Annotated in this window: 32 protein-coding genes; 22 read left to right on the forward strand and 10 right to left on the reverse strand. The window is 60.8% G+C overall.

Going from position 1 to position 22443, the window contains the following annotated elements:
• Positions 1-129: 129 nt before the first annotated feature.
• The 5 genes from RA302_RS09230 to RA302_RS09250 form a co-directional block, all read right to left on the reverse strand.
• Complete coding sequence (locus RA302_RS09230; RefSeq protein WP_020969032.1) at positions 130-1053, reverse strand: alpha/beta fold hydrolase; 924 nt, start codon at positions 1051-1053, stop codon at positions 130-132.
• Between the two features lie 66 nt (positions 1054-1119).
• On the reverse strand, positions 1120-2133 hold the full coding sequence (locus RA302_RS09235; protein ID WP_020969033.1) for an alpha/beta hydrolase family protein: 1014 nt from the start codon (positions 2131-2133) through the stop codon (positions 1120-1122).
• A gap of 194 nt (positions 2134-2327) precedes the next feature.
• The gene (locus RA302_RS09240; protein WP_020969034.1) at positions 2328-3185 is read right to left on the reverse strand and encodes an ABC transporter permease; all 858 of its coding nucleotides are present in this window, start codon (positions 3183-3185) and stop codon (positions 2328-2330) included.
• Positions 3182-4045 (reverse strand): ABC transporter permease, encoded by an 864-nt coding sequence (locus RA302_RS09245; RefSeq protein ID WP_020969035.1) that lies wholly within the window; start codon positions 4043-4045, stop codon positions 3182-3184. The genes RA302_RS09240 and RA302_RS09245 overlap by 4 nt, the downstream gene beginning before the upstream one ends.
• Positions 4042-5013, reverse strand: coding sequence for a daunorubicin resistance protein DrrA family ABC transporter ATP-binding protein (locus RA302_RS09250; protein WP_020969036.1), 972 nt, complete (start codon positions 5011-5013; stop codon positions 4042-4044). The genes RA302_RS09245 and RA302_RS09250 overlap by 4 nt, the downstream gene beginning before the upstream one ends.
• A 404-nt stretch (positions 5014-5417) precedes the next feature.
• Here RA302_RS09250 and RA302_RS09255 point away from each other — a divergent pair, with 404 nt between their 5' ends.
• Positions 5418-6275 (forward strand): glycosyltransferase family 2 protein, encoded by an 858-nt coding sequence (locus tag RA302_RS09255; RefSeq protein WP_020969037.1) that lies wholly within the window; start codon positions 5418-5420, stop codon positions 6273-6275.
• 120 nt (positions 6276-6395) lie between these two features.
• Here the strand turns inward: RA302_RS09255 and RA302_RS09260 are convergent, their stop codons facing one another.
• The 5 genes from RA302_RS09260 to RA302_RS09280 form a co-directional block, all read right to left on the reverse strand.
• Positions 6396-7373 (reverse strand): diiron oxygenase, encoded by a 978-nt coding sequence (locus RA302_RS09260; RefSeq protein WP_020969038.1) that lies wholly within the window; start codon positions 7371-7373, stop codon positions 6396-6398.
• A gap of 6 nt (positions 7374-7379) precedes the next feature.
• Positions 7380-8258 (reverse strand): prephenate dehydrogenase dimerization domain-containing protein, encoded by an 879-nt coding sequence (locus RA302_RS09265; protein WP_338480299.1) that lies wholly within the window; start codon positions 8256-8258, stop codon positions 7380-7382.
• An 8-nt stretch (positions 8259-8266) separates the two neighbouring features.
• Entirely contained in the window at positions 8267-10351 is a 2085-nt protein-coding gene (gene pabB / locus RA302_RS09270) for an aminodeoxychorismate synthase component I (RefSeq protein WP_338480300.1), read from the reverse strand.
• The gene (locus RA302_RS09275; RefSeq protein WP_019747551.1) at positions 10348-10872 is read right to left on the reverse strand and encodes a chorismate mutase family protein; all 525 of its coding nucleotides are present in this window, start codon (positions 10870-10872) and stop codon (positions 10348-10350) included. Before RA302_RS09275 ends, pabB begins: the two co-directional genes overlap by 4 nt.
• A gap of 85 nt (positions 10873-10957) precedes the next feature.
• Positions 10958-11434, reverse strand: coding sequence for a hotdog fold domain-containing protein (locus RA302_RS09280; protein WP_003940943.1), 477 nt, complete (start codon positions 11432-11434; stop codon positions 10958-10960).
• 575 nt (positions 11435-12009) lie between these two features.
• Here RA302_RS09280 and rpsJ point away from each other — a divergent pair.
• The 21 genes from rpsJ to rplO all read left to right on the forward strand — a co-directional run bounded on the left by rpsJ (position 12010) and on the right by rplO (position 22206).
• Positions 12010-12315, forward strand: a complete 306-nt coding sequence (rpsJ, locus tag RA302_RS09285; RefSeq protein ID WP_003938093.1) for a 30S ribosomal protein S10 — start codon at positions 12010-12012, stop codon at positions 12313-12315.
• A gap of 17 nt (positions 12316-12332) precedes the next feature.
• Positions 12333-12989, forward strand: a complete 657-nt coding sequence (gene rplC / locus RA302_RS09290) for a 50S ribosomal protein L3 (protein ID WP_003940826.1) — start codon at positions 12333-12335, stop codon at positions 12987-12989.
• Positions 12986-13660 (forward strand): 50S ribosomal protein L4, encoded by a 675-nt coding sequence (gene rplD / locus RA302_RS09295; RefSeq protein ID WP_003940723.1) that lies wholly within the window; start codon positions 12986-12988, stop codon positions 13658-13660. The genes rplC and rplD overlap by 4 nt, the downstream gene beginning before the upstream one ends.
• Positions 13657-13962 carry a 50S ribosomal protein L23 gene (gene rplW, locus RA302_RS09300; protein ID WP_003940990.1) on the forward strand — a complete coding sequence of 102 codons (306 nt, stop codon included), beginning with the start codon at positions 13657-13659 and terminating at the stop codon, positions 13960-13962. Before rplD ends, rplW begins: the two co-directional genes overlap by 4 nt.
• 39 nt (positions 13963-14001) lie before the next feature.
• Entirely contained in the window at positions 14002-14838 is an 837-nt protein-coding gene (gene rplB, locus RA302_RS09305; protein WP_003940895.1) for a 50S ribosomal protein L2, read from the forward strand.
• A gap of 13 nt (positions 14839-14851) precedes the next feature.
• Entirely contained in the window at positions 14852-15133 is a 282-nt protein-coding gene (rpsS, locus tag RA302_RS09310) for a 30S ribosomal protein S19 (protein ID WP_003940820.1), read from the forward strand.
• On the forward strand, positions 15130-15534 hold the full coding sequence (gene rplV / locus RA302_RS09315; protein WP_003940717.1) for a 50S ribosomal protein L22: 405 nt from the start codon (positions 15130-15132) through the stop codon (positions 15532-15534). The genes rpsS and rplV overlap by 4 nt, the downstream gene beginning before the upstream one ends.
• On the forward strand, positions 15534-16340 hold the full coding sequence (gene rpsC / locus RA302_RS09320; protein WP_003941003.1) for a 30S ribosomal protein S3: 807 nt from the start codon (positions 15534-15536) through the stop codon (positions 16338-16340). Before rplV ends, rpsC begins: the two co-directional genes overlap by 1 nt.
• Positions 16341-16343: 3 nt before the next feature.
• A complete protein-coding gene (gene rplP / locus RA302_RS09325) occupies positions 16344-16760 on the forward strand; it encodes a 50S ribosomal protein L16 (protein ID WP_003940899.1) in 417 nt (138 codons plus the stop codon).
• Positions 16760-16996 (forward strand): 50S ribosomal protein L29, encoded by a 237-nt coding sequence (gene rpmC / locus RA302_RS09330; RefSeq protein WP_003940734.1) that lies wholly within the window; start codon positions 16760-16762, stop codon positions 16994-16996. Before rplP ends, rpmC begins: the two co-directional genes overlap by 1 nt.
• Entirely contained in the window at positions 16993-17274 is a 282-nt protein-coding gene (rpsQ, locus tag RA302_RS09335; protein WP_003941020.1) for a 30S ribosomal protein S17, read from the forward strand. The genes rpmC and rpsQ overlap by 4 nt, the downstream gene beginning before the upstream one ends.
• 346 nt (positions 17275-17620) lie before the next feature.
• Complete coding sequence (gene rplN / locus RA302_RS09340; RefSeq protein ID WP_003940951.1) at positions 17621-17989, forward strand: 50S ribosomal protein L14; 369 nt, start codon at positions 17621-17623, stop codon at positions 17987-17989.
• Positions 17989-18306, forward strand: coding sequence for a 50S ribosomal protein L24 (rplX, locus tag RA302_RS09345; RefSeq protein WP_003941019.1), 318 nt, complete (start codon positions 17989-17991; stop codon positions 18304-18306). The genes rplN and rplX overlap by 1 nt, the downstream gene beginning before the upstream one ends.
• 1 nt (position 18307) lies before the next feature.
• Entirely contained in the window at positions 18308-18874 is a 567-nt protein-coding gene (rplE, locus tag RA302_RS09350) for a 50S ribosomal protein L5 (RefSeq protein ID WP_003940924.1), read from the forward strand.
• Between the two features lie 4 nt (positions 18875-18878).
• Positions 18879-19064, forward strand: a complete 186-nt coding sequence (locus tag RA302_RS09355; RefSeq protein WP_003940698.1) for a type Z 30S ribosomal protein S14 — start codon at positions 18879-18881, stop codon at positions 19062-19064.
• Between the two features lie 452 nt (positions 19065-19516).
• Entirely contained in the window at positions 19517-19915 is a 399-nt protein-coding gene (gene rpsH / locus RA302_RS09360; protein WP_003940873.1) for a 30S ribosomal protein S8, read from the forward strand.
• Between the two features lie 14 nt (positions 19916-19929).
• On the forward strand, positions 19930-20469 hold the full coding sequence (rplF, locus tag RA302_RS09365; RefSeq protein ID WP_003940970.1) for a 50S ribosomal protein L6: 540 nt from the start codon (positions 19930-19932) through the stop codon (positions 20467-20469).
• Between the two features lies 1 nt (position 20470).
• A complete protein-coding gene (gene rplR, locus RA302_RS09370; RefSeq protein WP_003940996.1) occupies positions 20471-20878 on the forward strand; it encodes a 50S ribosomal protein L18 in 408 nt (135 codons plus the stop codon).
• Positions 20879-20909: 31 nt separating this feature from the next.
• Complete coding sequence (gene rpsE / locus RA302_RS09375; protein ID WP_003940718.1) at positions 20910-21581, forward strand: 30S ribosomal protein S5; 672 nt, start codon at positions 20910-20912, stop codon at positions 21579-21581.
• Positions 21581-21760 carry a 50S ribosomal protein L30 gene (gene rpmD, locus RA302_RS09380; RefSeq protein WP_003940751.1) on the forward strand — a complete coding sequence of 60 codons (180 nt, stop codon included), beginning with the start codon at positions 21581-21583 and terminating at the stop codon, positions 21758-21760. Before rpsE ends, rpmD begins: the two co-directional genes overlap by 1 nt.
• A 2-nt stretch (positions 21761-21762) precedes the next feature.
• Positions 21763-22206, forward strand: coding sequence for a 50S ribosomal protein L15 (gene rplO, locus RA302_RS09385; RefSeq protein ID WP_019747555.1), 444 nt, complete (start codon positions 21763-21765; stop codon positions 22204-22206).
• Positions 22207-22443: the final 237 nt, after the last annotated feature.

Below are 22443 nucleotides of genomic sequence, written 5' to 3' on the forward strand. Positions count from 1 at the left end.
GCCTGGCTAGGCGTCGTGCCGTCGAGCCAGACCCACGGACGTACATGAAGATACAAAAATAGGCTGGCGGCGCTGGATTTCTCCGCGCCGCCAGCCTGCTTCAATCCTGCTGTTGCTTGTTTGACGTGCCTATTCGCAAGGGAGCGACCGGTACTCCGGGTCAAGCGCTGACTTGACGAGATCAAGAGTGTGAGGGTCTCTGACCAACTGTCCGTGGGACGCGGTGTTCCCGGCACAGTTATCTTGAGTCCAGACATTATGGACCACGGCGCCATCACTTGGACTAAGGAAAGTTGCCTCGGGTGGCGTCGAGATTTCGTCGTGAGCCGAAGCGATGACGGTGTACTCGATTCCGGGTTGCGTCTCGGATTCCGCGTTGAGTGCTGTCAAGAATGGTGTGCCGCTGAGTTGTTGGACGCCAGCAGGCCCCCAAATCGCTTGGACGAGTAGATCGCCAGGGAGGCCCATCGCCGACAGTGATCGTGCATTCGCTTGAAGACCACCGAATGTAGTTCCGTGGTTGGTCGCGCCGAGACTGATGAGCGAGTGCACTTTGTTATTCGACGGATCTTCACGAGTTGCTCCGCCGTTGAACTTAAGATACTGGCGAGCAACGACGCCGCCCTGGGAATGACCGACGATGTCCACCTGTGTCGTACCGGTGTGAAATTTCACCGAGTCAACGAACATTGCAAGCTCCTCAGCGGAGCTTGCAATGTCTGTGATTCCCCAATGCACAGCATTGGGATTCAGAATTTCGCGCACACCGCCATAATTCAGCGCAAAGACGCAGTAGCCCAAATCAGCAAGCTGAGGCGCCATAACATCCCAGGTGTCGGTCATGCTCATCCCGGTCCCGTGTACGAGTACCACCGGACGGGGATGTTCGAGACTTGGCTTGCAATCCCAGTCGTTGGCGCCGGCAGGGGAAGGACCCATGCTGGACAATCCGGGCGCGGGTTCCGCCGGGTCTGCTGATGCTGCTGTTGGCATTCCGGCCAGCACCACACAGGCCGACAAAGACGCCAGCGTTGCCAGAGCGAATCGGTTCATTCTTTCCTTGCGTGCTGAATCTGGTTGCTCGCTTTGCTACTTGCTTACAGAATCCGCGTCTCGGGATCAGACCCCGAGGGACTGGGCGATGAACGGCCATGACTTGTGCAAGTCGTCTTGCCAGTAACCCCACGAATGCGTACCCACCGGCCGGAAGTCCACAGTTGCCGGAATATTCAGGTCGGCAAGTCGTCGAGCGAGGTTTCCGGTGCAGATGCTAGTCGCGAATTCGATTGGTCCTCCCACAACAATCTGGTCGAACATCGCGGCTCGGCCATCCTGGATGCGAGGGTTCTCCGGAGTATCATTCGGAAAGCCGGGCAAGCCACTACCCGTGCTGATGTACAGGGGAGTGCCACGCAACTTTTCGGCGTTGACTACCGGGTCGTGTTCGACCCAGCCCGGACCGTCGAATGGGCCCCACATGTTCTGAATGTCGCCAACTCCGCCGATCCATTCAGTGGTCGCCCGCACGAAGGCCTGCCCCATCGGGTCACTCGTCTGTGCACAACCCGAATAGGATGCAACTGACTTGTAGAACCCGGGATACTCGATCGCAAGATTCAGAACAGAGGTCGCAGACATCGAGATCGCTGCAATCGACTGGTCACCGTTGCTGCCGAGTTCCTTGTTCAGCAGTGGAGGAAGCTCCTTGCCTAGGAAGGTGCTCCACATGTTCTTTCCGAGTACGGAATCTTCCTTCTCCCAGTCGGTGTAGTACGACATCAGACCCTTGGCCGGAATCGCAACATTGACGTTCTTATCTGCGAAGAAGTCGACCACATCAGTTTGGCGGTCCCATGTTGCTGTGCCTTCTCCTCCGTCAGCACCGTTGAGAAGGTAAAGAATGGGGCGCGGCTGCGAGTTGTCTGCAGGCAAAATCACCTGAATGGGGACCGACTTGTCCATTGATGCTGCGTAGACATTCACAACGATTTGACGATCATTGACTCGCTCGACAGATTCGATGTACGAACCGTCCGAATCGTCCTGTGCTGCATCCCCCCCGCCTTGGTGTGCAATGGGTGTGGCACCGGCGATGCCCATGCTGCTGGAAACAAGGACGACGCTCGCCGCCATCAGTGCACCTGCGACGGTGCGCCTCCAGGGGGACCGAAATTTTCGAGTCAAGACAACGCCTTTCGGTTGGTTCAACTGTGCTGCCGGAACTGCTCGGCAATCGTGTTTCGTGAGTCTGAGCTACTTGTAATTCGGATGGTCAGCCGTAGACGTTACCGCGCGTACGGATCCACCAGGCAATACCGAGATGGTTATCAATCCGAAGCGGCGCGTCGGTATCCGAGTATCGCTGGATACACGAACACCACGACCATCCCGAACGACCAGGCCAATGTCTTGAGCAGGGGCTCGGCGACGGGCCCCCCCAAGGAGAGGCCTTTCATCGCATCGATTGCCACGGACATTGGTTGCTCGGCAACAACTGGTTGCAGCCACTTCGGATAAGCCATCACCGGAACAAAGCCGGAGTTGAAGAACATCAACAGCGTGCAGGAGATCGACACGATCTCTACAAGCGGGAGATTGTCTGCCACTGTTGCCAGCGCCGTGACCATCATCGCGAAGCCGATGCCGAAAACGATCGGCAATACCAAGAGTGCCACCGCAGCCAGGGGACCCTGGTTGAATCGGAATCCCAACAGATAGCCGACACCAAGGATGACGATGGAGGTGACGAGAACTCGCACTGCTTCGGCGATCATGCGTCCGACCAGACCGGAGGCACGATGCGCAGGGAGAGTCCAGAACCGGCTCAAGAGTCCAGATGCTCGTTCGCCTTTGAGTCCGACTGCGCTCGCAATCGAGCCGAACATGGCGCCAACGAGGATGATCAGCGGGACCGTTCCGAAGATGCTTGATTGGCCCGTCGCTGCTGTAATCGAATTGCCCAGGACGACTCGGAACATCAACAGCATGAACGCTGGGTACACAAGAGCTTGAATGGTGGTTGATGGATCGCGCAGCCACGTGAGCAACAAACGTTTGGCCTGAATCCCGCTGTGCACGACCAGGGCCTTGAAAGAGCTTTCAGGGAGCGCTTTGTCCGGGTAAGGAAAGTTAAACCCCTCGGCGGGGCGGACGGCCGCCATGAAACGATCTGTCGGTTCGCTCATGACCGCCTCATACTTGCCCAGAACGCAAGTGGCGCGAAGAAGACGATCAACCCGATCGTCCACGCAACGACGGGAAACAGGACGCCCCAGGTGACTCCGCCCTGCGCAAGATCACGCATGGCGAAGGAGAACTGCGATACCGGTTGATTGCGCACGAACGGCCGAATCCATTCGGGAAAGCCAGTCTCGGGCGCGAAACCGCAGGACAACATCCCCAGAATCAATTGGGGGAGTGTCAGCGCCTGACTGGTGGCTTGTGGACTTTTCGACAGTGAACCGATTGCATCACCGGCGAAGGACAGGCAAGTGCTGAACGCGAGGGCGATCGCACAAAACAGAACTGCCTGACCCATGCCTGCTGAGAATCGGAAACCGATCAAGTGGCCGAAGGTCAATGCCGCGGCGAGTGAGACTGTCGAACGGACGAAGCCACTCGATTGACGAGACAACAGCGGCACGGGGCCGACTACTGGCATGGTTTTCATGCGGTTACTGAAGCCGGTGATCGACTCGGTCGAGGACATCTGAGCGGCGGAGATCGACGTGAAGGCCATGGCTTGCAGCACGATGATCGGCATCAGAAACTGGGCATAGTTGATGCCCTGAAGTTGCATGACGAACTTCAACGGAAGGTAGAAACCGATCGTGAAGATCAATGGCGCGACTACCGCGATCAGTAGTTCGTAGCGCTTCACCATGGATTTGACGGTGCGTGCCGTCAGCACCCACCACTGATTGATCGCTGACGGATGTGGTCGGCGGTGCTTTCCAACGCTTAATGCCTCGGGGACTGCAATCTTGCTGCGAGTGTCCTCGCGGACAGTCACTTGATCGACCCCGAATTTTGTAGTTGTCGTCACGGCGTCTCACTCACGTGCTGTTCACCTGTGAGTGAAAGGAAGACATCATCGAGTGACGGGCGACGAAGTGCAATGTCTGCAAGCGGAATCCGTGCGTGGTCCAGACGACGCAGTGCTTCAGAGAGCGTTCCTGCGCCGACAGGTGCGGGGATCGCGATCCGCCCGCTCTCTTGTGCCAGATCGAATCTGAAGTCGCGGGGGACCAGATTGCCGAGTGCATGGACCGCGTGAGGCAGCTGTTTGAGATCTGCGGGCACGATCTCGCAGAAGCTTGCGCCGGTTCGAGCCTTCAATTGGTCAGCAGTCCCCTCGGCAATGACCGCGCCTTTGTCGATGACGATGATGTTGTCGCTCAGTAAATCTGCTTCTTCGAGGTACTGAGTTGTCAGGAGCACGGTGATTCCCTGCTCCTTCAGTGATTGAACCAGCGACCAGACGCTCTGCCGACTGCGCGGATCCAAGCCGGTGGTCGGCTCGTCGAGGAAAACGACCTCGGGGCGGACAACCAGGCCACACGCAATATCGATTCGTCGGCGCATACCGCCGGAGTAGTTCCGGACTACTCGGGATCCTGCTTCGACGAGGTCGAATTGAGAGAGCAGGTCGGCAGCGCGCACCTTCGCGGACATTCGGTCGAGCCCCATCAACCTGCCGAACAGTTCGATGTTCTCGCGGCCGGTGAGTGAATCGTCCAGGGCGGCGAACTGCCCGGTCATCATGATGGAGCGTCGAACCTCTGGAGCATTGCGCACGACGTCGTAGCCAGCCACCATCGCGCGTCCGCTGGTGGGGCGAATGAGCGTGGAGAGGACCTTCACCGTCGTTGTCTTGCCTGCGCCGTTGGGACCCAAGATGCCGAGCACCGTCCCACGTGGTGCGGTGAAGTTGATCCCTCGCAGCGCGTGCACGTTCTTGAAGGACTTGTGTACGTCCTCCACTAGTACCGCTGCGTCCGTGGAAAAGGGCATCAACACTCCGCTGTCTGCATTGTCGGAACGGGCACGCGCTCCCGACGGGCGCACAGATGCCTTCTGTCTTCTATCCGTGATCTCCGCTCAGATGTTACCGGAGGGTCAAACCGACACTCGGGCAATCGGACGCGTGAGAGGGGGTATGTGGCTCCTGCCAGCAACTCTCACCTTCGATTTCACCTTGTGGCAAGAATCACAAATACTCTTTGTAACGTAAAGATCTCCTCTAATTGAACGAATGACCAAATGGATTCTTAGCGCATCTACGCAGGTGGGTATTCAGTTGCACGGACCGAAGGTCTTTGATTTGACCGGTGACGAAAGTCCTCCGATTCCTTCCGGTTGGTTCCCTGGGTCCGTTGCTCAATGTCTTGTGGAGAGATTCGCGATACCGTTGGGAAATGGCGAACGCGACGTTGTCGGTGGTTGTTCCGGCTTTTAATGAATCTGAATACATCGAAACGTGCATCGAAGCGCTCATTGCTCAAGGTGAGTATGTCGACGAAATCATCGTCGTTGACAATAATTCCTCGGACAACACTTCCGAGTTGATCAAGAAGTATCAAAGTGGTTGTCCCAAGGTTCGGCTTCTCAACGAATCCCGCCCCGGTGTGGTGCATGCGAGAAACAAAGGGTTTGACGCAGCTAGTGGCGAAATTATCGGACGTATCGACGCAGATACGATCGTGGGGGAAGGCTGGGCAGCTGCAGTTCACGAATTCTTCGAATGTCGCGACGATTTCTCGGGCGTAACTGGCCTGACTTATCTTTATGAATCTCCGATCGCCGGCCTTCAGCGCCGATGGACGAATTGGCGACTCGGCCGCGGGGTCCAGGGCGCGGTTCGGCCCGTTGTTGCAGTTCCAGGCAGCAACATGGCGATGCGTCAGTCGGCTTGGTTGGCCGTCAGGGGTGCGGTCAGCGATCGAACCGACATTCACGAGGATATCGATCTATCCCTCTGCATGGCGCATGTTCGTTGCACTGTGGGGCAGATCTCGAGCATGGCCGCAAAAGTTTCGGGTAGACGTGGAGTTAGTTCGCCGCGAGTGTATGCGCGATATAATCGAGCATCAAAGAAAACCCTCGAGCATCATGGTGTGTCGAATTGGAAGTTAACATTCTTGATTGCAGCGGACAGTGTCCTGCATGCAATCTTGTGGCCTCTTTATCGAATGTATGACAAGAATTCCGGACAACTCTCTTCCCGGTTTCTGGGTCGGAGGCAGCGTGCGCGGGATCTTCCCGTCTTTTCTTGAGTGATCCGTCCGTATTTATTTGCTCAAGCTCTTGTCTAGCTGAATAATCGGGAGTGCCCGATAATTGCGGAATATTACTGGATCGGGTTTGTTGGGGAAATTCTCATTTATTGCACAGGATTAACTGGGAAGGTATTTTTCTCCAGCGATTGATACTTCTGACGTAACTTGCAACTTATGGAGCAAGGACGATATTCCACTGTAGTCCTGCACGAACTGCTCGTTGCGCCGTCCCGATTCGACGTCGTCGAGCATCTTCTGCCCTCGGGGTATGGCTTCGATCTCCATGATTGCTCGCCAAGCGCCGAAGTCGGTTCCACTGAAAGCGCGCATGGCGCCCTCGAAGCCTTCCAATAGATAGCTGCGATCTCCACGATCCAGGGAATCCCAGACCGACACGGCCAGTTCCCCGGCAATCGAGGCATGGCAGTACTCGTCGCGAGCGTGCAACCGAATCGTCGCGCGGTTGATCGACTGCACGCCCGGATCGTCCGAGATCAGGTCGAGGTATGCGGTGATCGACACCTCGGCGACGGTCATGAACGCCAACTGTGTCAGGGCGATCTTGCGAGGCCCCTCGGCTGCGTCGAGGGCTTGCGCCCGCGTGCGGACCGTCAGGACGTCTGGCAGTGCCTTCGACGGAAGCGCCCAGCCCCTGCCTCGACGGGTCGCTGAACTGGCATTGAAGTGCATGAGCGTGTGATATTGCTCGTCGACCATCGCCTGATTGACGGCCACTGCAGCCCAATCTCCGAGTCCGACGCCGAGTCGGTCTTCGGCGAGAACGTCGAAGCCGGGATTGACGACGTACTTCTCGATGTCCATGACGTTCTTGTTGAACGCGATCCATGCCCAGGCTTGCAGGCGTTGCTTCTGCTCGGGACTCAATGCCAGGTAGGTCGGATGCTCCGCGAACGGGAGAAGTGCTTCGGGGTAGTCGGACAACGACGAATCGAAGAGATCGTCCAGTTCCGGCTCCGCCTTCTTCACGGTTGCCCGGCGCGCCCAATTGCTCGCAAGCCGACTGACGATTGCACTCTCGACCGGATCCGAGGCGTCGTACTCCGGGAGGCTGGGCGGACTCACTCCAGGTCTCATCGTTCCCTACTCTCTGTGCCCTTCGGCAATGCGATCGAACAAGCTCTGGCACTCCGCGTTCAATTCGCCGGAGTGATCGTCGAGCGCTGCCTCGGCGGTTTTCATCAGCGTCGTGAAGTCGCCGAGCGTCTCGGCCGCCGTGTCCACCTGTGAGGTGGCATCGAACAGTGCTTTTCGTGTCGCACCTGCATGCGGATTGCCCGCTTGTACGTCCCAGTACACCTCCGGTTCGCCGCCGGCTATCCGCGCCAGGAGCGCGAGCAAGGTCCGATGCGGGGGAGGGGCGACCGCGAGGAGTTCGTCCGCAGAAACTCCGAGTTCGGCCAGGGCAACGCCGAAAGCCAGCACCGACGCGTGTGTCAGAACCTGGGTAGCCGCGGCCAACCGGTCGTGACGATCGGCGTCCATCACCGCGACCGACGCTCCCCACGAGCGCACGACGTCGAGGAATCTGGCGGACTGCGGACCGTCGACGTACGGCACTGCGATGACGGCCCGACCGCGCGGTCCGAGCGACGGACGGAACATGGGGTTGAGTCCGAGGAACTCCCCTTCTCGGCCGGCGTCGGCGATTGCTGCGTCCATCCGCGATTTGACCGACAGTGTGTCCACAACGAGAGCACCGGATGTTCGAAGGCTCGGTAGTGCGGCTAGAGCGACCTGTTCGGGAACCGCGAGCACGATGACGCTCGAGGACTCCACGTGTGCGAGGACCCGGTCACTGGGTTTCGTGATGTCTCCGACGACTACATCTCCGTCAGGATCGCTGCCTGTTGGGTCGACGACGGTGACCGTCGACCCCCCGGCGCGAAGCAGTTCGACGAACATGGATCCGACGGCACCCAGGCCGCCGACAACCGTCGCGGTGCCTGATGCCGCCGTCATGGCTGGATCTACCCGCCGTACTCGAGGACCCGCGAGGACACCGCATCGAGCGCACGGAGCAGCGTGGACGCCTTGACTGTGGTCTCGTCGAATTCTTCTTCCGGATCGGACAACGCTGTGATGGCACCGCCGATTCCGAAGGTCACGCCGCTCTCGGTGCAGACCAGCGACCGGATCACGATCGAGAGGTCCGCGGCGCCACCAAGCGCGAAGTACCCGATCGATCCCGAGTAGACCCCACGTGGGCCGGATTCGAGACGGTCGATGATCTCCATCGTCCGTACCTTCGGGGCGCCGGTCATCGATCCACCGGGGAACGCGGCACGCACACAGTCCACCGCCGACGACCCCGGACTCAGATGTCCGCGCACCGTCGACACCATTTGGTGAACGGACGAGTACGACTCGATCGCGAACAGCCTCGGAACGTGGACACTTCCCGGAACGCAGACCTTGGTGAGGTCGTTGCGGGTGAGGTCCACGATCATCAGGTTCTCGGCGCGGTCCTTCTCGCTGTCGAGCAGGTCCTGCCGTAGGGCAGCATCACGCGCTCGGGTGACGCCGCGCGGGCGGGTCCCTTTGATCGGCTTGGACTCGACGTTGCCGGCCGAGTCGACACGAAGGAACCGCTCAGGCGAGGCCGAGACCACCGAGATACCGGTGAAGTCGAGAAGTGCGCTGTACGGCGTCGGATTGATCGAGCGCAGATACTCGAACGCCTGCTGTGCATCGATCGTCTCGTCGACGCTCGCCATGTTGGTCAGACACACCTCGTAGGACTCACCTGCCCGGATCTCCGAGAGGGCCGTTCCGATCAACGACAGGTACTGATCGCGATCATGCCGAAGGCGAGCCTGCGTCCAGACGGTGTCGCTGATCAGCGGAACCGGGGTGCGTTCCGGAAGGTCCGCGCCGATCCGCGCCAAGGTGTCGACGGTCGATTCGAGCCAATCGTCATAGCCGGCGTCCCGGACTTTCTCGCGCAATCTCAAAACGTGAGTGCGGCCCGCGGTGTGATCGATGACGACGGCGCGATCGGCAAACACCAGAGCGGCATCAGGAGTGGGTGCCGGATGGACTGCCCTTCCTCCGGTCTGTGCTTTCAGTTCGTAGCCGAGGTAGCCCACGTAGCCGAGGTTGAAGTCGAGTTCCGGATGCGAGGGCACGAAGCGTGTCGAGAGTTGTGCGTCCAAGTAATCGAAGAAAGGAACTCGAATGTGCTCGTCGGACAAGCCTTTTCGGCTGACAGTCAGTACCTCGGCTTGCACGTCGTACGTGATGAACTCGGCCAGCGGCCCCGACGAATCGCCGAGAATCGAAAAGCGCGCACTCGGCTCTGCGGTTGCCGCGCGGTCCAGCCAGAACGCGTTCGGGCCGTCGGCGAACAGTGCTGCATAGGCCGCCGACGGGTCCACTGCAAAATCGAGAATCACGTCGTCGACGTCGTAGTTGATCGCCGGCCGCAGGTCGGGTGTTTGCGGAGCAGGTTCGGGTCGGATCACCGAATCCAGAGTGCGTCCGACGGACAGATCGCGGAAGTTCGCGAGCAAATCTATGCCGAACTCGGTACTGATGGACTCCGGATGGAACTGAACGCCCCACATCGGCTTGGTCCGGTGCCGGACACCCATGAGCAGTCCGTCGGACGTCCACGCGGCACGAACGAAGGCGTTCGGCAGATTCTCGACGGTCAACGAGTGGTAGCGAACAGCTCGGAACGGCGACGGAAGTCCGGCAAAGATGCCCGAGCCGTCGTGATCGATCAGCGAAATTCGGCCGTGCATCGGTACGGGCGCAACGACCACGTCCGCGCCGAACAACTCGCACAGGCCCTGGTGGCCGAGACAGACACCGAGAAGTGGGAGAGGCGCTTCTTCGATGAAACGGCGGCTGATTCCGAAATCACGGTCGCGATCCGGCCGGCCGGGACCTGGGGAGATGACCACGTTGTCGTACGACGCGAGATCGAGGGAATCCCAATCCGCGTCGTTGCGGACCACGGTCGGCACAACCCCGTTGACCTCGGTCAACAGGGTGAACAGGTTGTAGGTGAACGAGTCGTAATTGTCCACCAGAAGGGTGCGGGAACTCATGTCGATGATCCTGATCTCGGTCCGACGGATTCCCGAACAGTGTCCTCCTCCTCAACAGGTGCGTTGATCACCAGGTCTTCGAGTCGACAGGTCTCGGCAATCATCAGTTCGTACAGGGCATTGAAGAAGTCGGGGGAGAGGTCGTGTCTACGGGCGAATTCACGCGCCCGCTCCTGCACGAGGCGGACGCGGCCGGGTTGCATCATCGGAACCTCGCGGGAGCGCTTCCACTCGCCGATGCGTAGGCAGAGTTCCAGCCGCTGCCGCACCGTCTCGAGAAGTAGAGCGTCGATGGCGTCGAGGTCGCGCCGGAAGCTGTCCAATCCCTCGGCCTCGTCCGGATACGACGAGGTCTGCGTGCCTGCTTCGGAACTCGTTGTGGTCAAGAACTCTTCCACGAGGCCTCCCGGTGCTCGGCGTGACGCGAGGTCGACAATGTGGTGCCCGGAACGCAACCCACCTCCGGACACCGGCACCCCGACCGACCATCGCCGTTCGGGGAGGTGTTCCACGATCGTCATTCGCCGAAACCTGCGGTGGTGCCTAATTCTGCGAAACCTGTTTGGCGGGCGAATCAGGTTGCGATGCAGGCGGGTTCGTGAGTGCCTACTTGGGGGAGACCCAGGTGGTGATTTCGGCGTGGACTACTTCCTTGCCGCCCCGGTCGAAGATCGAGATGGGAACGAGAAGTTCCGTGCCACTCTCGATCGCCGCGAAGTCCGGCAAAGTCTCGAGTCGGGCGACCGCCCGCAGGCCGGTCTCGGCCTTGGCGAGGTAGTCGACCTTCATGGACTTGGGGATCCAGCGGTGCGAGTTCGGAACCGTCGCTTCGCTCAGCATGCCCATTGCGACCTCCGCGAGATTGCATGCTGCGATCGCGTGAAAAGTGCCGAGATGGTTGTGGACGCCCCACCATTTGGGGGAGCGGACCTCGCACAGGCCCGGTTCCAACTTGGTCACCCGGGGGAGAACGGAGGCGAAGTAGGGCACGCGAATGGACATCGCCGCCGAGAAAACCGCATGTCCGAGGGCGTTGTCCGGCAATTTCTGCCATCCGCGATAGGTGGGGCTGGAAGTAGTCATCGGACTATCTTACTTCTGAGTAAGGTTGTTGTCGCGCAGCTCACTCGGAAAGGCTGGTTCGGGGGAGTTGAGGAATCGGGCCAGGTACGGCATACTGGTCGGGTTGCCTTGTCCGGGACGCGGTCGTTTGCGGCCGTGATCGGGTAAGGGTAAGACGTCACAGACGATCGATCGCAGATCCCGGCAGGGTAATCGGGTCAACGACTGTGACCATGCAAGACATGCAAGACGAGAAGTAATGCAGGACGGAAGCAGTACCTACTTTGTGTTCGACATCGAACACGTCCGGTACGCATCACGCGCCAGATGATCGAAAGATTGTCCGGCGCAGGATGAGTGAGAAGGCGACACGCCCGACCGCGTGTACCGGAGAACAATGACAAACGAACAGCGGCAGCAGATCCTGATCTGATCCGATGCTCGGTTTACCGCTAACACGGTCTTCCGAACTTTCGGACTTGGTCCCGATCGCTTCAGTGTTCGTCGTGTCATCGTCCAGGCAAGGACTGTGCAGACGAGGTAGCTCGAGCCTGACCAGGCGGGCTACGAAACGCGGCAAGAAAAGGACACTAAGCGTGGCGGGACAAAAGATCCGCATCAGGCTCAAGGCCTACGACCACGAGGCGATCGACGCGTCAGCGCGCAAGATCGTCGAGACGGTAACCCGTACGGGTGCCCGCGTCGTTGGACCTGTGCCGTTGCCGACCGAGAAGAACGTATATTGCGTCATCCGCTCGCCGCACAAGTACAAGGACTCGCGCGAGCACTTCGAGATGCGTACTCACAAGCGGCTGATCGACATTCTCGACCCGACGCCGAAGACGGTTGACGCGCTCATGCGCATCGACCTTCCGGCCAGTGTCGACGTGAACATTCAGTGACGGCGGAGACAAAAACAATGACTGATACCAAGATCAAGGGAATCCTGGGCACCAAGCTCGGCATGACCCAGGTCTTCGACGAGAACAACCGGGTTGTCCCGGTCACCGTCGTGAAGGCTGGGCCGAACGTCGTAACCCAGATCCGTACCGAAGAGCGTGATGGCTACAGCGCCGTTCAGCTCGCGTTCGGCGCCATCGACCCGCGCAAGGTGAACAAGCCGACTTCCGGCCAGTTCACCAAGGCTGGTGTGACCCCGCGTCGCCACGTAGTGGAGCTCCGCGTTGCGGACACCTCCGACTACGAGGTCGGCCAGGAGCTCACCGCCGAGGTCTTCGAGGACGGCGCATACGTCGACGTCACCGGAACCAGCAAGGGCAAGGGCTTCGCCGGAACCATGAAGCGTCACGGCTTCAAGGGACAGGGCGCGTCGCACGGTACCCAGGCTGTTCACCGCCGCCCGGGCTCCATCGGTGGCTGTGCAACCCCCGGCCGCGTGTTCAAGGGCATGCGCATGTCCGGACGCATGGGTAGCGACCGCATCACGACGCAGAACCTCTCGGTCCACAAGGTGGATGCCGAGAACGGCCTGCTGCTGATCAAGGGTGCGATCCCCGGCCGCAAGGGCGGCCTCGTGATCGTCAAGAGTGCAGTGAAGGGTGGTGCACGGGCATGACCAGCACCGAGACCAAGTTGACCCTGGACGTCAAGGTCGCCGGCGGCAAGACCAACGGCACCGTCGATCTCCCCGCTGAGATCTTCGACGCTCCGGCCAACATCGCGCTTCTCCATCAGGTTGTCGTCGCGCAGCTCGCAGCTGCTCGTCAGGGAACCCACTCCACCAAGACCCGCGGCGACGTCCGCGGCGGTGGCAAGAAGCCGTACCGCCAGAAGGGCACCGGCCGCGCACGCCAGGGCTCGACTCGCGCACCGCAGTTCGTCGGCGGCGGAACCGTTCACGGCCCGCAGCCGCGTGACTACAGCCAGCGCACCCCCAAGAAGATGAAGGCAGCCGCTCTTCGCGGAGCCCTCTCTGACCGCGCACGCAACGAGCGCATCCACGTCATCACCGAACTGGTTGCAGGGCAGACGCCTTCGACCAAGGGCGCAATCGCGTTCCTCGGCGAGATTTCGGATCGCAAGAAGCTGCTGCTCGTCGTGGGTCGCCAGGATGTAGCCGCTTGGAAGAGCGTGCAGAACCTGGAAGGCGTGCATCCCATTGCACCCGACCAGCTCAACACCTACGACGTGCTCAATGCAGACGATGTCGTGTTCAGCGTCGAGGCACTCAACGCGTTCATCCACGGGCCCGCAGAGAGCGCTCAGAACAAGGAGGACGCCAAGTGAGCACCATCGCTGACCCCCGCGACATCCTGCTCGCTCCGGTCATCTCCGAGAAGTCCTACGGACTGATCGAGGAAGGCACCTACACCTTCCTGGTGCACCCGGACTCGAACAAGACGCAGATCAAGATTGCCGTCGAGAAGGTCTTCGGCGTCAAGGTGACCAGCGTCAACACCGCCAACCGTCAGGGCAAGCGTAAGCGGACCCGATTCGGTTACGGCAAGCGCAAGGACACCAAGCGCGCGCTCGTGACCCTGTCCGCTGACAGCAAGCCCATCGAGATCTTCGGAGGACCGGTCGCGTAAGCGCCGGGACTTGACGAGACATAGAGGACGAGAAGACTCATGGCAATCCGTAAGTACAAGCCGACAACACCGGGCCGTCGTGGCTCGAGCGTCTCGGACTTCGCCGAGATCACTCGGTCAACCCCCGAGAAGTCGCTGGTTCGCCCGCTGCACGGTCGCGGTGGACGTAACGCACACGGTCGTATCACCACCCGTCACAAGGGTGGCGGACACAAGCGTGCATACCGACTGATCGATTTCCGTCGCAACGACAAGGACGGCATCCCGGCAAAGGTCGCTCACATCGAGTACGACCCCAACCGCACAGCAAACATCGCACTCCTGCATTACGCAGACGGTGAGAAGCGCTACATCATCGCCCCCAAGGGCCTGGTGCAGGGTTCACCGGTCGAGTCCGGTGCAGGCGCCGACATCAAGCCGGGCAACAACCTGCCGCTGCGCAACATCCCGACTGGTACCACCATCCACGGTGTGGAACTGCGTCCCGGCGGCGGAGCCAAGATGGCTCGTTCCGCAGGCGCCAGCATCCAGCTCCTCGGTAAGGAAGGCAGCTACGCCACGCTGCGTATGCCTTCCGGTGAAATCCGTCGCGTCGACGTGCGCTGCCGCGCATCCGTCGGCGAGGTCGGCAACGCCGAGCAGTCGAACATCAACTGGGGCAAGGCCGGCCGTATGCGTTGGAAGGGCAAGCGCCCGACCGTTCGTGGTGTCGTGATGAACCCGGTCGACCACCCGCACGGTGGCGGCGAGGGCAAGACCTCAGGTGGACGCCACCCGGTCAGCCCGTGGGGTAAGCCTGAAGGCCGTACCCGCAAGAACAAGGCAAGCGACAAGATGATCGTCCGTCGCCGCCGCACCGGCAAGAACAAGCGCTAGGAGGGAGTGAAGGATGCCACGCAGCCTTAAGAAGGGCCCGTTCGTCGATGACCACCTCCTCGCGAAGGTGGATGTACAGAACGAAAAGGGAACCAAGCAGGTCATCAAGACCTGGTCCCGTCGTTCGACAATCATCCCGGACTTCATCGGCCACACGTTTGCAGTTCACGACGGCCGCAAGCACGTCCCCGTGTTCGTTTCCGACTCCATGGTCGGACACAAGCTCGGAGAGTTTGCACCGACCCGCACGTTCAAGGGTCACATCAAGGATGATCGGAAGGCGAAGAGGCGATGAGCAACACCGAAACCGCCAACCCGACTGCCAAGGCTGTAGCGAAGCACGTTCGCGTTACGCCGATGAAGGCACGTCGAGTTGTGGACCTGGTCCGCGGGCGCTCGGTTGAAGACGCCCTGAACATCCTGAAGTTCGCGCCGCAGGCAGCGAGCGAGCCGGTCGCCAAGGTGATCGCCTCCGCAGCAGCCAACGCCGAGAACAACCTCGACCTCGACCCCAGCACGCTTGTCGTTGCTACGGCGTTCGTGGACGAGGGCGCGACCCTCAAGCGGTTCCAGCCGCGTGCACAGGGACGTGCGTTCCGTATTCGCAAGCGCACCAGTCACATCACCGTGATCGTGGAGAGCCTGCCGAAGACCGGAACATCGACCCGTAATCGCCGGAAGGGAAGTGCTCAGTAGTGGGCCAGAAAATCAACCCGCACGGCTTCCGTCTCGGCATCACCACCGACTGGAAGTCTCGCTGGTACGCAGACAAGCAGTACGCGGAGTACGTCAAGGAAGACGTCGCGATCCGTAAGCTCCTCGCCACCGGCATGGAGCGCGCAGGAATCGCGAAGGTCGAAATCGAGCGCACCCGTGACCGTGTTCGCGTGGACATCCACACTGCACGTCCGGGCATCGTCATCGGCCGCCGCGGCGCCGAAGCCGATCGCATCCGCTCCGAGCTCGAGAAGCTGACCGGCAAGCAGGTTCAGCTGAACATCCTCGAGGTCAAGAACGCAGAAGCTGAAGCACAGCTCGTCGCACAGGGTGTGGCCGAGCAGCTCTCGAACCGCGTTGCCTTCCGTCGTGCAATGCGCAAGGCCATCCAGTCGGCCATGCGTCAGCCCAACGTCAAGGGAATCCGCGTTCAGTGCTCCGGTCGTCTCGGCGGCGCCGAGATGTCCCGGTCGGAGTTCTACCGCGAAGGCCGTGTGCCGCTGCACACGCTTCGTGCGGACATCGACTACGGCCTCTACGAGGCCAAGACCACCTTCGGTCGCATCGGCGTCAAGGTCTGGATCTACAAGGGCGACATCGTCGGTGGCAAGCGTGAGCTCGCCGCCAACACGGCCGCACCGGCCGGGGATCGCCCGCGTCGTGAGCGTCCGAGCCGTCCGCGTCGTTCCGGTGCCACCGGTACCACTGCGACCAGCACCGAGGCCGGCCGCGCAGCGACCGCAACCGCCGATGCTCCCGCAACTGAACAGAATCAGGAGGGCTGACGCATGTTGATCCCACGGCGGGTCAAGCACCGCAAGCAGCACCACCCGAGCCGTTCGGGTGCCGCCAAGGGCGGTACCCAGGTGACCTTCGGTGACTACGGCATCCAGGCTCTCGAGCCTGCCTACATCACCAACCGGCAGATCGAGTCCGCTCGTATCGCCATGACTCGGCACATCAAGCGTGGCGGCAAGATCTGGATCAACATCTTCCCGGATCGCCCCCTCACGAAGAAGCCGGCCGAAACCCGAATGGGTTCCGGTAAGGGTTCGCCCGAGTGGTGGATTGCCAACGTCAAGCCCGGACGCGTTCTGTTCGAGATGACATACCCCAACGAGGAGATTGCTCGTGAGGCCCTGCGCCGCGCGATGCACAAGCTCCCGTGCAAGTGCCGGATCGTGACCAGAGAGGAGCAGTTCTGATGGCTACTGGAACCCCAGCAGCAGAGCTCCGCGAGCTCAGTGAAGACGAGCTGGTCACCCGGCTCCGTGAGTCGAAGGAAGAGCTTTTCAACCTTCGTTTCCAGATGGCTACCGGCCAGATGGACAACAACCGACGACTGCGCACCGTTCGTCACGAGATCGCGCGCATCTACACCGTCCTGCGTGAGCGTGAGCTCGGACTCGCTGTGGGTCCGGATGCAGGTGACGCGGCATGAGTGAGGAAAAAGCAGTGAGCACAGAAGAGCGCGCGAGCCGTAAGGTCCGTGTCGGATACGTCGTGTCCGACAAGATGGAAAAGACGATCGTGGTCGAGCTCGAAGACCGCGTCAAGCACAAGCTCTACGGCAAGATCATCCGCCGTACGACCAAGGTGAAGGCGCACGACGAGAACGGCGTTGCCGGCGTCGGCGACCGCGTTCAGCTGATGGAAACCCGTCCGCTGTCCGCGACGAAGCACTGGCGTCTGGTCGAGGTCCTCGAAAAGGCCAAGTAAGCCTGATCGAATCCTCGAGCTGATCGAGTATCACCGAATGGCCCGCTTCCCCTTGGGGGAGTGGGCCATTCGGCTTTCCGGGGGCTTTCGGGGCTTTCCGGGCGAAGAGTTCGAGTTGCGTCGAGTACGGCTGATTTGGTATTCGGTGAACCCTTCCCTACAATAGAACGGTTGCCTGTGGCAGAGGTGTGTCTTCACGTGCGCAGCTCGAACGGTGCTTGCAGTGATCGTCTCCCGACGTCAGTCGGTGGGACTGCAGCTCAGACACGACGCAGGTGGCAACAATGACCGCGCGCACCGGGTCGGTAATCCGTTGCGCACGAAATTCCAGGTCTAGGGAGATCAAGTGATTCAGCAGGAGTCGCGAGTTCGCGTCGCTGATAACACGGGTGCCAAGGAAATCCTTTGCATCCGCGTTCTCGGCGGTTCGTCACGTCGCTACGCCGGGATCGGTGACGTCATCGTCGCCACCGTCAAGGACGCAATCCCCGGTGGAAACATCAAGAAGGGTGAGGTCGTCAAGGCCGTCATCGTTCGCACGACCAAGGAGCGCCGTCGTCCGGACGGTTCCTACATCAAGTTCGACGAGAACGCTGCAGTGCTCATCAAGGCTGACAGTGATCCCCGTGGAACCCGCATCTTCGGACCCGTCGGCCGTGAGCTGCGCGAGAAGAAGTTCATGAAGATCGTTTCGCTTGCCCCGGAGGTGCTGTGATGAAGGTGCACAAGGGTGACACCGTTCTGGTCATCGCCGGCAAGGACAAGGGCGCGAAGGGCAAGGTCATTCAGGCCTACCCCGCGACCGACAAGGTCCTCGTCGAAGGCGTGAACCGAATCAAGAAGCACACCGCGGTTTCCGCGAACGAGCGCGGAGCATCCTCCGGCGGCATCGTCACGCAGGAAGCCCCGATCCACGTTTCCAACGTTGCAGTCGTCGACTCGGACGGAAACCCCACCCGCGTGGGCTACCGCACCGACGAAGAGTCCGGCAAGCGCGTTCGGATTTCCCGGAAGAACGGGAAGGACATCTGACATGACCTCCACCGAAAACAAGGTCCAGCCGCGCCTCAAGGCACGCTACCGCGCTGAGATCAAGGACGCGCTCAACAGCGAGTTCGACTACTCGAACGTCATGCAGATCCCCGGCGTGGTCAAGGTTGTCGTCAACATGGGCGTCGGCGACGCTGCCCGTGACGCCAAGCTGATCAACGGCGCTGTCCATGACCTGTCGCTGATCACGGGCCAGAAGCCCGAGATCCGCAAGGCACGTAAGTCCATCGCGCAGTTCAAGCTCCGCGAAGGTATGCCCATCGGCGCACGCGTCACCCTCCGTGGTGACCGCATGTGGGAGTTCCTGGACCGCCTCGTGTCTGTCGCTCTGCCCCGTATCCGCGACTTCCGCGGTCTCTCGGGCAACCAGTTCGACGGCAACGGCAACTACACGTTCGGCCTCAACGAGCAGTCGATGTTCCACGAGATCGACGTGGACAAGATCGATCGCCCCCGCGGTATGGACATCACCGTCGTGACCACCGCAACCAACAACGAAGAAGGCCGTGCACTGCTCAAGCACCTCGGCTTCCCGTTCAAGGAGAACTGAGCGCATGGCTAAGAAGGCATTGGTCAACAAGGCCAACAAGAAGCCCAAGTTCGCGGTTCGCGCCTACACCCGCTGCCAGCGGTGCGGTCGCCCGCACTCGGTGTTCCGCAAGTTCGGCTTGTGCCGTATCTGCGTTCGCGAGATGGCTCACGCCGGCGAGCTTCCCGGAGTTCGCAAGAGCTCTTGGTGATCTGAGGCCCTCGGGCTTCGTCACACCACGCATGTGAATGGACGTGGGTTCCTTTGGAACCCACGTCCATTCGTGGTTTCCATCGAGTTGTGTATCGCGCCGATCCTGAAAAGAACTGTCGCGCTGCGACTCTGGTTGAAAGCGATCATCGTTCGTCGATGTCGTTCTTCGGTGACGAACGAGCAGTTCAGATTTCGGGGTGCGTCGATACCTTCCCGATCAGCGACCTTCGGGTGGCGGTGGGGGAGCCGACGTGGCATCCCGGTGGACACCTGCGCCAAAGTTCCCTACACTAGAGCGGTTGCCGTGGCTGACGCATGCGTTCAGCTCGGTGCGGTAACTTACGCCGTCTGACACAAGTCGGACGGCCCAGCCGAATTGCTGGAGGCCCACGATCGGATTCGTCCGGTGTTGCATGGGAACCACAGCGAGAAAGGTGTCGAGGTCGACCTATGACCATGACTGACCCCATCGCAGACTTCTTGACGCGTCTGCGCAACGCCAACACGGCGTACCACGATGAGGTGAAGCTTCCCCACTCGAAGATCAAGGCGAACATCGCCGAGATCCTCAAGCGCGAGGGCTACATCTCCGATTTCCGTACCGAAGACGCAGAGGTCGGCAAGACCCTCATCGTCGATCTGAAGTACGGTCCCAGCCGCGAGCGTAGCCTCGCCGGCGTGCGTCGCGTTTCCAAGCCCGGTCTCCGGGTTTACGCGAAGTCCACCAACCTGCCCAAGGTCCTCGGAGGCCTCGGCGTGGCCATCATCTCCACGTCGTCCGGTCTGCTCACCGATCGCCAGGCGGCCAATCAAGGAGTAGGCGGGGAAGTCCTCGCCTACGTCTGGTAAGGGAGGCCACCACAATGTCGCGTATTGGAAAGATTCCGGTCACCGTCCCCGCGGGCGTTGACGTCACGATCAGCGGCCAGGATGTCACCGTCAAGGGTCCCAAGGGCACCCTCGCGCTGACCATCTCCGAGCCCATCGCAATCGAAAAGGCAGAGGACGGCTCGCTGAGCGTCACGCGCCCCGACGACGAGCGTCGTAGCCGCGCGCTGCACGGTCTGTCGCGGACCCTGGTTGCGAACATCATCACCGGTGTCACCGAGGGCTACACGAAGAAGATGGAGATCCACGGTGTTGGTTACCGTGTGGCACTGAAGGGCAAGGACCTCGAGTTCGCGCTCGGCTTCAGCCACCCGGTGCCGATCGAGGCTCCTGAAGGCATCACCTTCGTCGTCGAGTCGCCCACCCGGTTCTCGGTGTCCGGCATCGACAAGCAGAAGGTCGGGCAGATCTCGGCCAACATCCGTCGTCTCCGTCGTCCGGACCCGTACAAGGGTAAGGGCGTGCGTTACGAGGGTGAGCAGATCCGCCGCAAGGTCGGAAAGACGGGTAAGTGATATGAGCCAGACTGCAAACCAGAAAGCCAAGCGGATTCCGCTGGGCAAGGATGCGTCCACCAAGCGTCGTCTCTCGAAGACGCGTCGTCACTTCCGTCTCCGCAAGAAGGTCTCCGGCACGCCCGAGCGTCCCCGCTTGGTCGTCAACCGGTCCTCGCGCCACATCCACGTCCAGCTCGTGGACGACCTGGCCGGCCACACCCTGGCCTCCGCGTCGACCATCGAAGCAGACGTGCGCGTGGCAGAAGGCGACAAGAAGGCTGCGAGCGCGAAGGTCGGTCAGCTGATCGCCGAGCGCGCCAAGGCTGCCGGCGTGGAAGCAGTTGTCTTCGACCACGGCGGACACGGCTACCACGGTCGCATCGCGGCCCTGGCAGACGCGGCTCGCGAAGGCGGGTTGAAGTTCTGATGACCAACATTTTCAACGGAAGGACAGCCTGATGCCGGGACGTCAAAGGCGTGACGGCGGAAGCGGACCCGCCGGACAGAATGGCCCCAACAGCGGTGACAACAGCAACGCTCGTGGGGACAACCGTGGTGGCGGCCGTGACCGTCGCGACGGTGGCCGTGGCGGAAACGCTGCGGAGAAGTCACAGTTCATCGAGCGCGTTGTCACGATCAACCGCGTTTCCAAGGTCGTCAAGGGTGGTCGTCGCTTCAGCTTCACCGCTCTGGTGATCGTCGGAGACGGCAACGGACTGGTCGGCGTCGGCTACGGAAAGGCCAAGGAAGTTCCCGCGGCCATCCAGAAGGGTGTCGAGGAGGCTCGCAAGAGCTTCTTCCGCGTCCCGATGATCGCCAACACCATCACTCACCCCGTTCAGGGTGAGGCTGCTGCCGGCATCGTCATGCTTCGCCCGGCAAGCCCCGGTACCGGTGTTATCGCCGGTGGCGCTGTGCGCGCCGTGCTGGAGTGCGCTGGTATCGCGGACATCCTGTCGAAGTCGCTCGGTAGCGACAACGCCATCAACGTCGTGCATGCGACCGTTGCTGCGCTCAAGGGTCTGCAGCGTCCCGAGGAAGTTGCGGCTCGCCGCGGCCTCACCCTCGAAGAGGTTGCACCCGCCGGCATGCTTCGCGCTCGCGCACAGGCTGCTGGGAGTGTGAAGTAATGGCAGATCTCAAGGTCACTCAGATCAAGAGCATCATCGGGACCAAGCAGAACCAGAAGGATTCTCTGCGCACGCTAGGTCTCAAGGGCATCCGTCAGACCGTTGTTCGTGAGGACAACGCACAGAACCGCGGTCTGATCAACGTGGTGCGCCACCTCGTAACAGTTGAGGAGGTCTAACCATGACCATCAAACTGCACCACCTGCGCCCCGCTCCGGGATCCAAGTCCAACAAGATTCGTGTTGGACGCGGTGAGGGCGGCAAGCGTGGTAAGACCGCAGGTCGCGGTACCAAGGGCACCAAGGCACGTAACACCGTGCGCGTGGGCTTCGAGGGTGGACAGATGCCGCTTCACATGCGTCTGCCCAAGCTCAAGGGCTTCACGAACCCGTTCCGCACCGAGTACCAGGTCGTCAATGTCGGCGACATCGCCCGTCTGTTCCCCGAAGGTGGAGCAATCACGGTCGAGGATCTCGTTGCCAAGGGCGCAGTCCGCAAGAACCAGCTCGTCAAGGTTCTGGGCGACGGCGAACTGACAGTTGCCGTTCAGGTGACCGTCGACAAGTTCACCGGTTCCGCCAAGGAAAAGATTGCTGCTGCCGGTGGTTCCGCCACCGAGCTGTGAGTAATCACGCGTAGCTAGTCCGATGGCCGCAGCGCAGCGTTTGCTGCGCTGCGGCCATCGGCGTCTACCAGGTCTTGTCACAGATTGGTCGTGCATGCCTCGGATGGGCCAGTATTCTGGTCACCGAGTGGCAAATGTATCTTCGGCTTACCCGGTTTTCGTGGTCTGCCCGCTTAGTTCCCAAATGCTCACTGTTAGAGTTCAAAAGTTCGACAGGTCAAACGATCTGTCTCCCTA

The sequence above is a fragment of the Rhodococcus sp. DN22 genome, assembly GCF_036669995.1.
GTDB lineage: Bacteria > Actinomycetota > Actinomycetes > Mycobacteriales > Mycobacteriaceae > Rhodococcus_F > Rhodococcus_F erythropolis.

What these genes read in the sequence shown, in the direction of transcription:
- RA302_RS09230 (WP_020969032.1), bottom strand. Translation starts at nt 1,053, where the DNA reads ATGAACCGATTCGCTCTGGCAACGCTGGCGTCTTTGTCGGCCTGTGTG.
- RA302_RS09235 (WP_020969033.1), bottom strand. Translation starts at nt 2,133, where the DNA reads ATGGCGGCGAGCGTCGTCCTTGTTTCCAGCAGCATGGGCATCGCCGGT.
- RA302_RS09240 (WP_020969034.1), bottom strand. Translation starts at nt 3,185, where the DNA reads ATGAGCGAACCGACAGATCGTTTCATGGCGGCCGTCCGCCCCGCCGAG.
- RA302_RS09250 (WP_020969036.1), bottom strand. Translation starts at nt 5,013, where the DNA reads ATGCCCTTTTCCACGGACGCAGCGGTACTAGTGGAGGACGTACACAAG.
- RA302_RS09255 (WP_020969037.1), top strand. Translation starts at nt 5,418, where the DNA reads ATGGCGAACGCGACGTTGTCGGTGGTTGTTCCGGCTTTTAATGAATCT.
- RA302_RS09260 (WP_020969038.1), bottom strand. Translation starts at nt 7,373, where the DNA reads ATGAGACCTGGAGTGAGTCCGCCCAGCCTCCCGGAGTACGACGCCTCG.
- RA302_RS09265 (WP_338480299.1), bottom strand. Translation starts at nt 8,258, where the DNA reads ATGACGGCGGCATCAGGCACCGCGACGGTTGTCGGCGGCCTGGGTGCC.
- pabB (WP_338480300.1), bottom strand. Translation starts at nt 10,351, where the DNA reads ATGAGTTCCCGCACCCTTCTGGTGGACAATTACGACTCGTTCACCTAC.
- RA302_RS09275 (WP_019747551.1), bottom strand. Translation starts at nt 10,872, where the DNA reads ATGACGATCGTGGAACACCTCCCCGAACGGCGATGGTCGGTCGGGGTG.
- RA302_RS09280 (WP_003940943.1), bottom strand. Translation starts at nt 11,434, where the DNA reads ATGACTACTTCCAGCCCCACCTATCGCGGATGGCAGAAATTGCCGGAC.
- rplC (WP_003940826.1), top strand. Translation starts at nt 12,333, where the DNA reads ATGACTGATACCAAGATCAAGGGAATCCTGGGCACCAAGCTCGGCATG.
- rplD (WP_003940723.1), top strand. Translation starts at nt 12,986, where the DNA reads ATGACCAGCACCGAGACCAAGTTGACCCTGGACGTCAAGGTCGCCGGC.
- rplB (WP_003940895.1), top strand. Translation starts at nt 14,002, where the DNA reads ATGGCAATCCGTAAGTACAAGCCGACAACACCGGGCCGTCGTGGCTCG.
- rpsS (WP_003940820.1), top strand. Translation starts at nt 14,852, where the DNA reads ATGCCACGCAGCCTTAAGAAGGGCCCGTTCGTCGATGACCACCTCCTC.
- rplV (WP_003940717.1), top strand. Translation starts at nt 15,130, where the DNA reads ATGAGCAACACCGAAACCGCCAACCCGACTGCCAAGGCTGTAGCGAAG.
- rplP (WP_003940899.1), top strand. Translation starts at nt 16,344, where the DNA reads ATGTTGATCCCACGGCGGGTCAAGCACCGCAAGCAGCACCACCCGAGC.
- rpmC (WP_003940734.1), top strand. Translation starts at nt 16,760, where the DNA reads ATGGCTACTGGAACCCCAGCAGCAGAGCTCCGCGAGCTCAGTGAAGAC.
- rpsQ (WP_003941020.1), top strand. Translation starts at nt 16,993, where the DNA reads ATGAGTGAGGAAAAAGCAGTGAGCACAGAAGAGCGCGCGAGCCGTAAG.
- rplX (WP_003941019.1), top strand. Translation starts at nt 17,989, where the DNA reads ATGAAGGTGCACAAGGGTGACACCGTTCTGGTCATCGCCGGCAAGGAC.
- rplE (WP_003940924.1), top strand. Translation starts at nt 18,308, where the DNA reads ATGACCTCCACCGAAAACAAGGTCCAGCCGCGCCTCAAGGCACGCTAC.
- RA302_RS09355 (WP_003940698.1), top strand. Translation starts at nt 18,879, where the DNA reads ATGGCTAAGAAGGCATTGGTCAACAAGGCCAACAAGAAGCCCAAGTTC.
- rpsH (WP_003940873.1), top strand. Translation starts at nt 19,517, where the DNA reads ATGACCATGACTGACCCCATCGCAGACTTCTTGACGCGTCTGCGCAAC.
- rplF (WP_003940970.1), top strand. Translation starts at nt 19,930, where the DNA reads ATGTCGCGTATTGGAAAGATTCCGGTCACCGTCCCCGCGGGCGTTGAC.
- rplR (WP_003940996.1), top strand. Translation starts at nt 20,471, where the DNA reads ATGAGCCAGACTGCAAACCAGAAAGCCAAGCGGATTCCGCTGGGCAAG.
- rpsE (WP_003940718.1), top strand. Translation starts at nt 20,910, where the DNA reads ATGCCGGGACGTCAAAGGCGTGACGGCGGAAGCGGACCCGCCGGACAG.
- rpmD (WP_003940751.1), top strand. Translation starts at nt 21,581, where the DNA reads ATGGCAGATCTCAAGGTCACTCAGATCAAGAGCATCATCGGGACCAAG.
- rplO (WP_019747555.1), top strand. Translation starts at nt 21,763, where the DNA reads ATGACCATCAAACTGCACCACCTGCGCCCCGCTCCGGGATCCAAGTCC.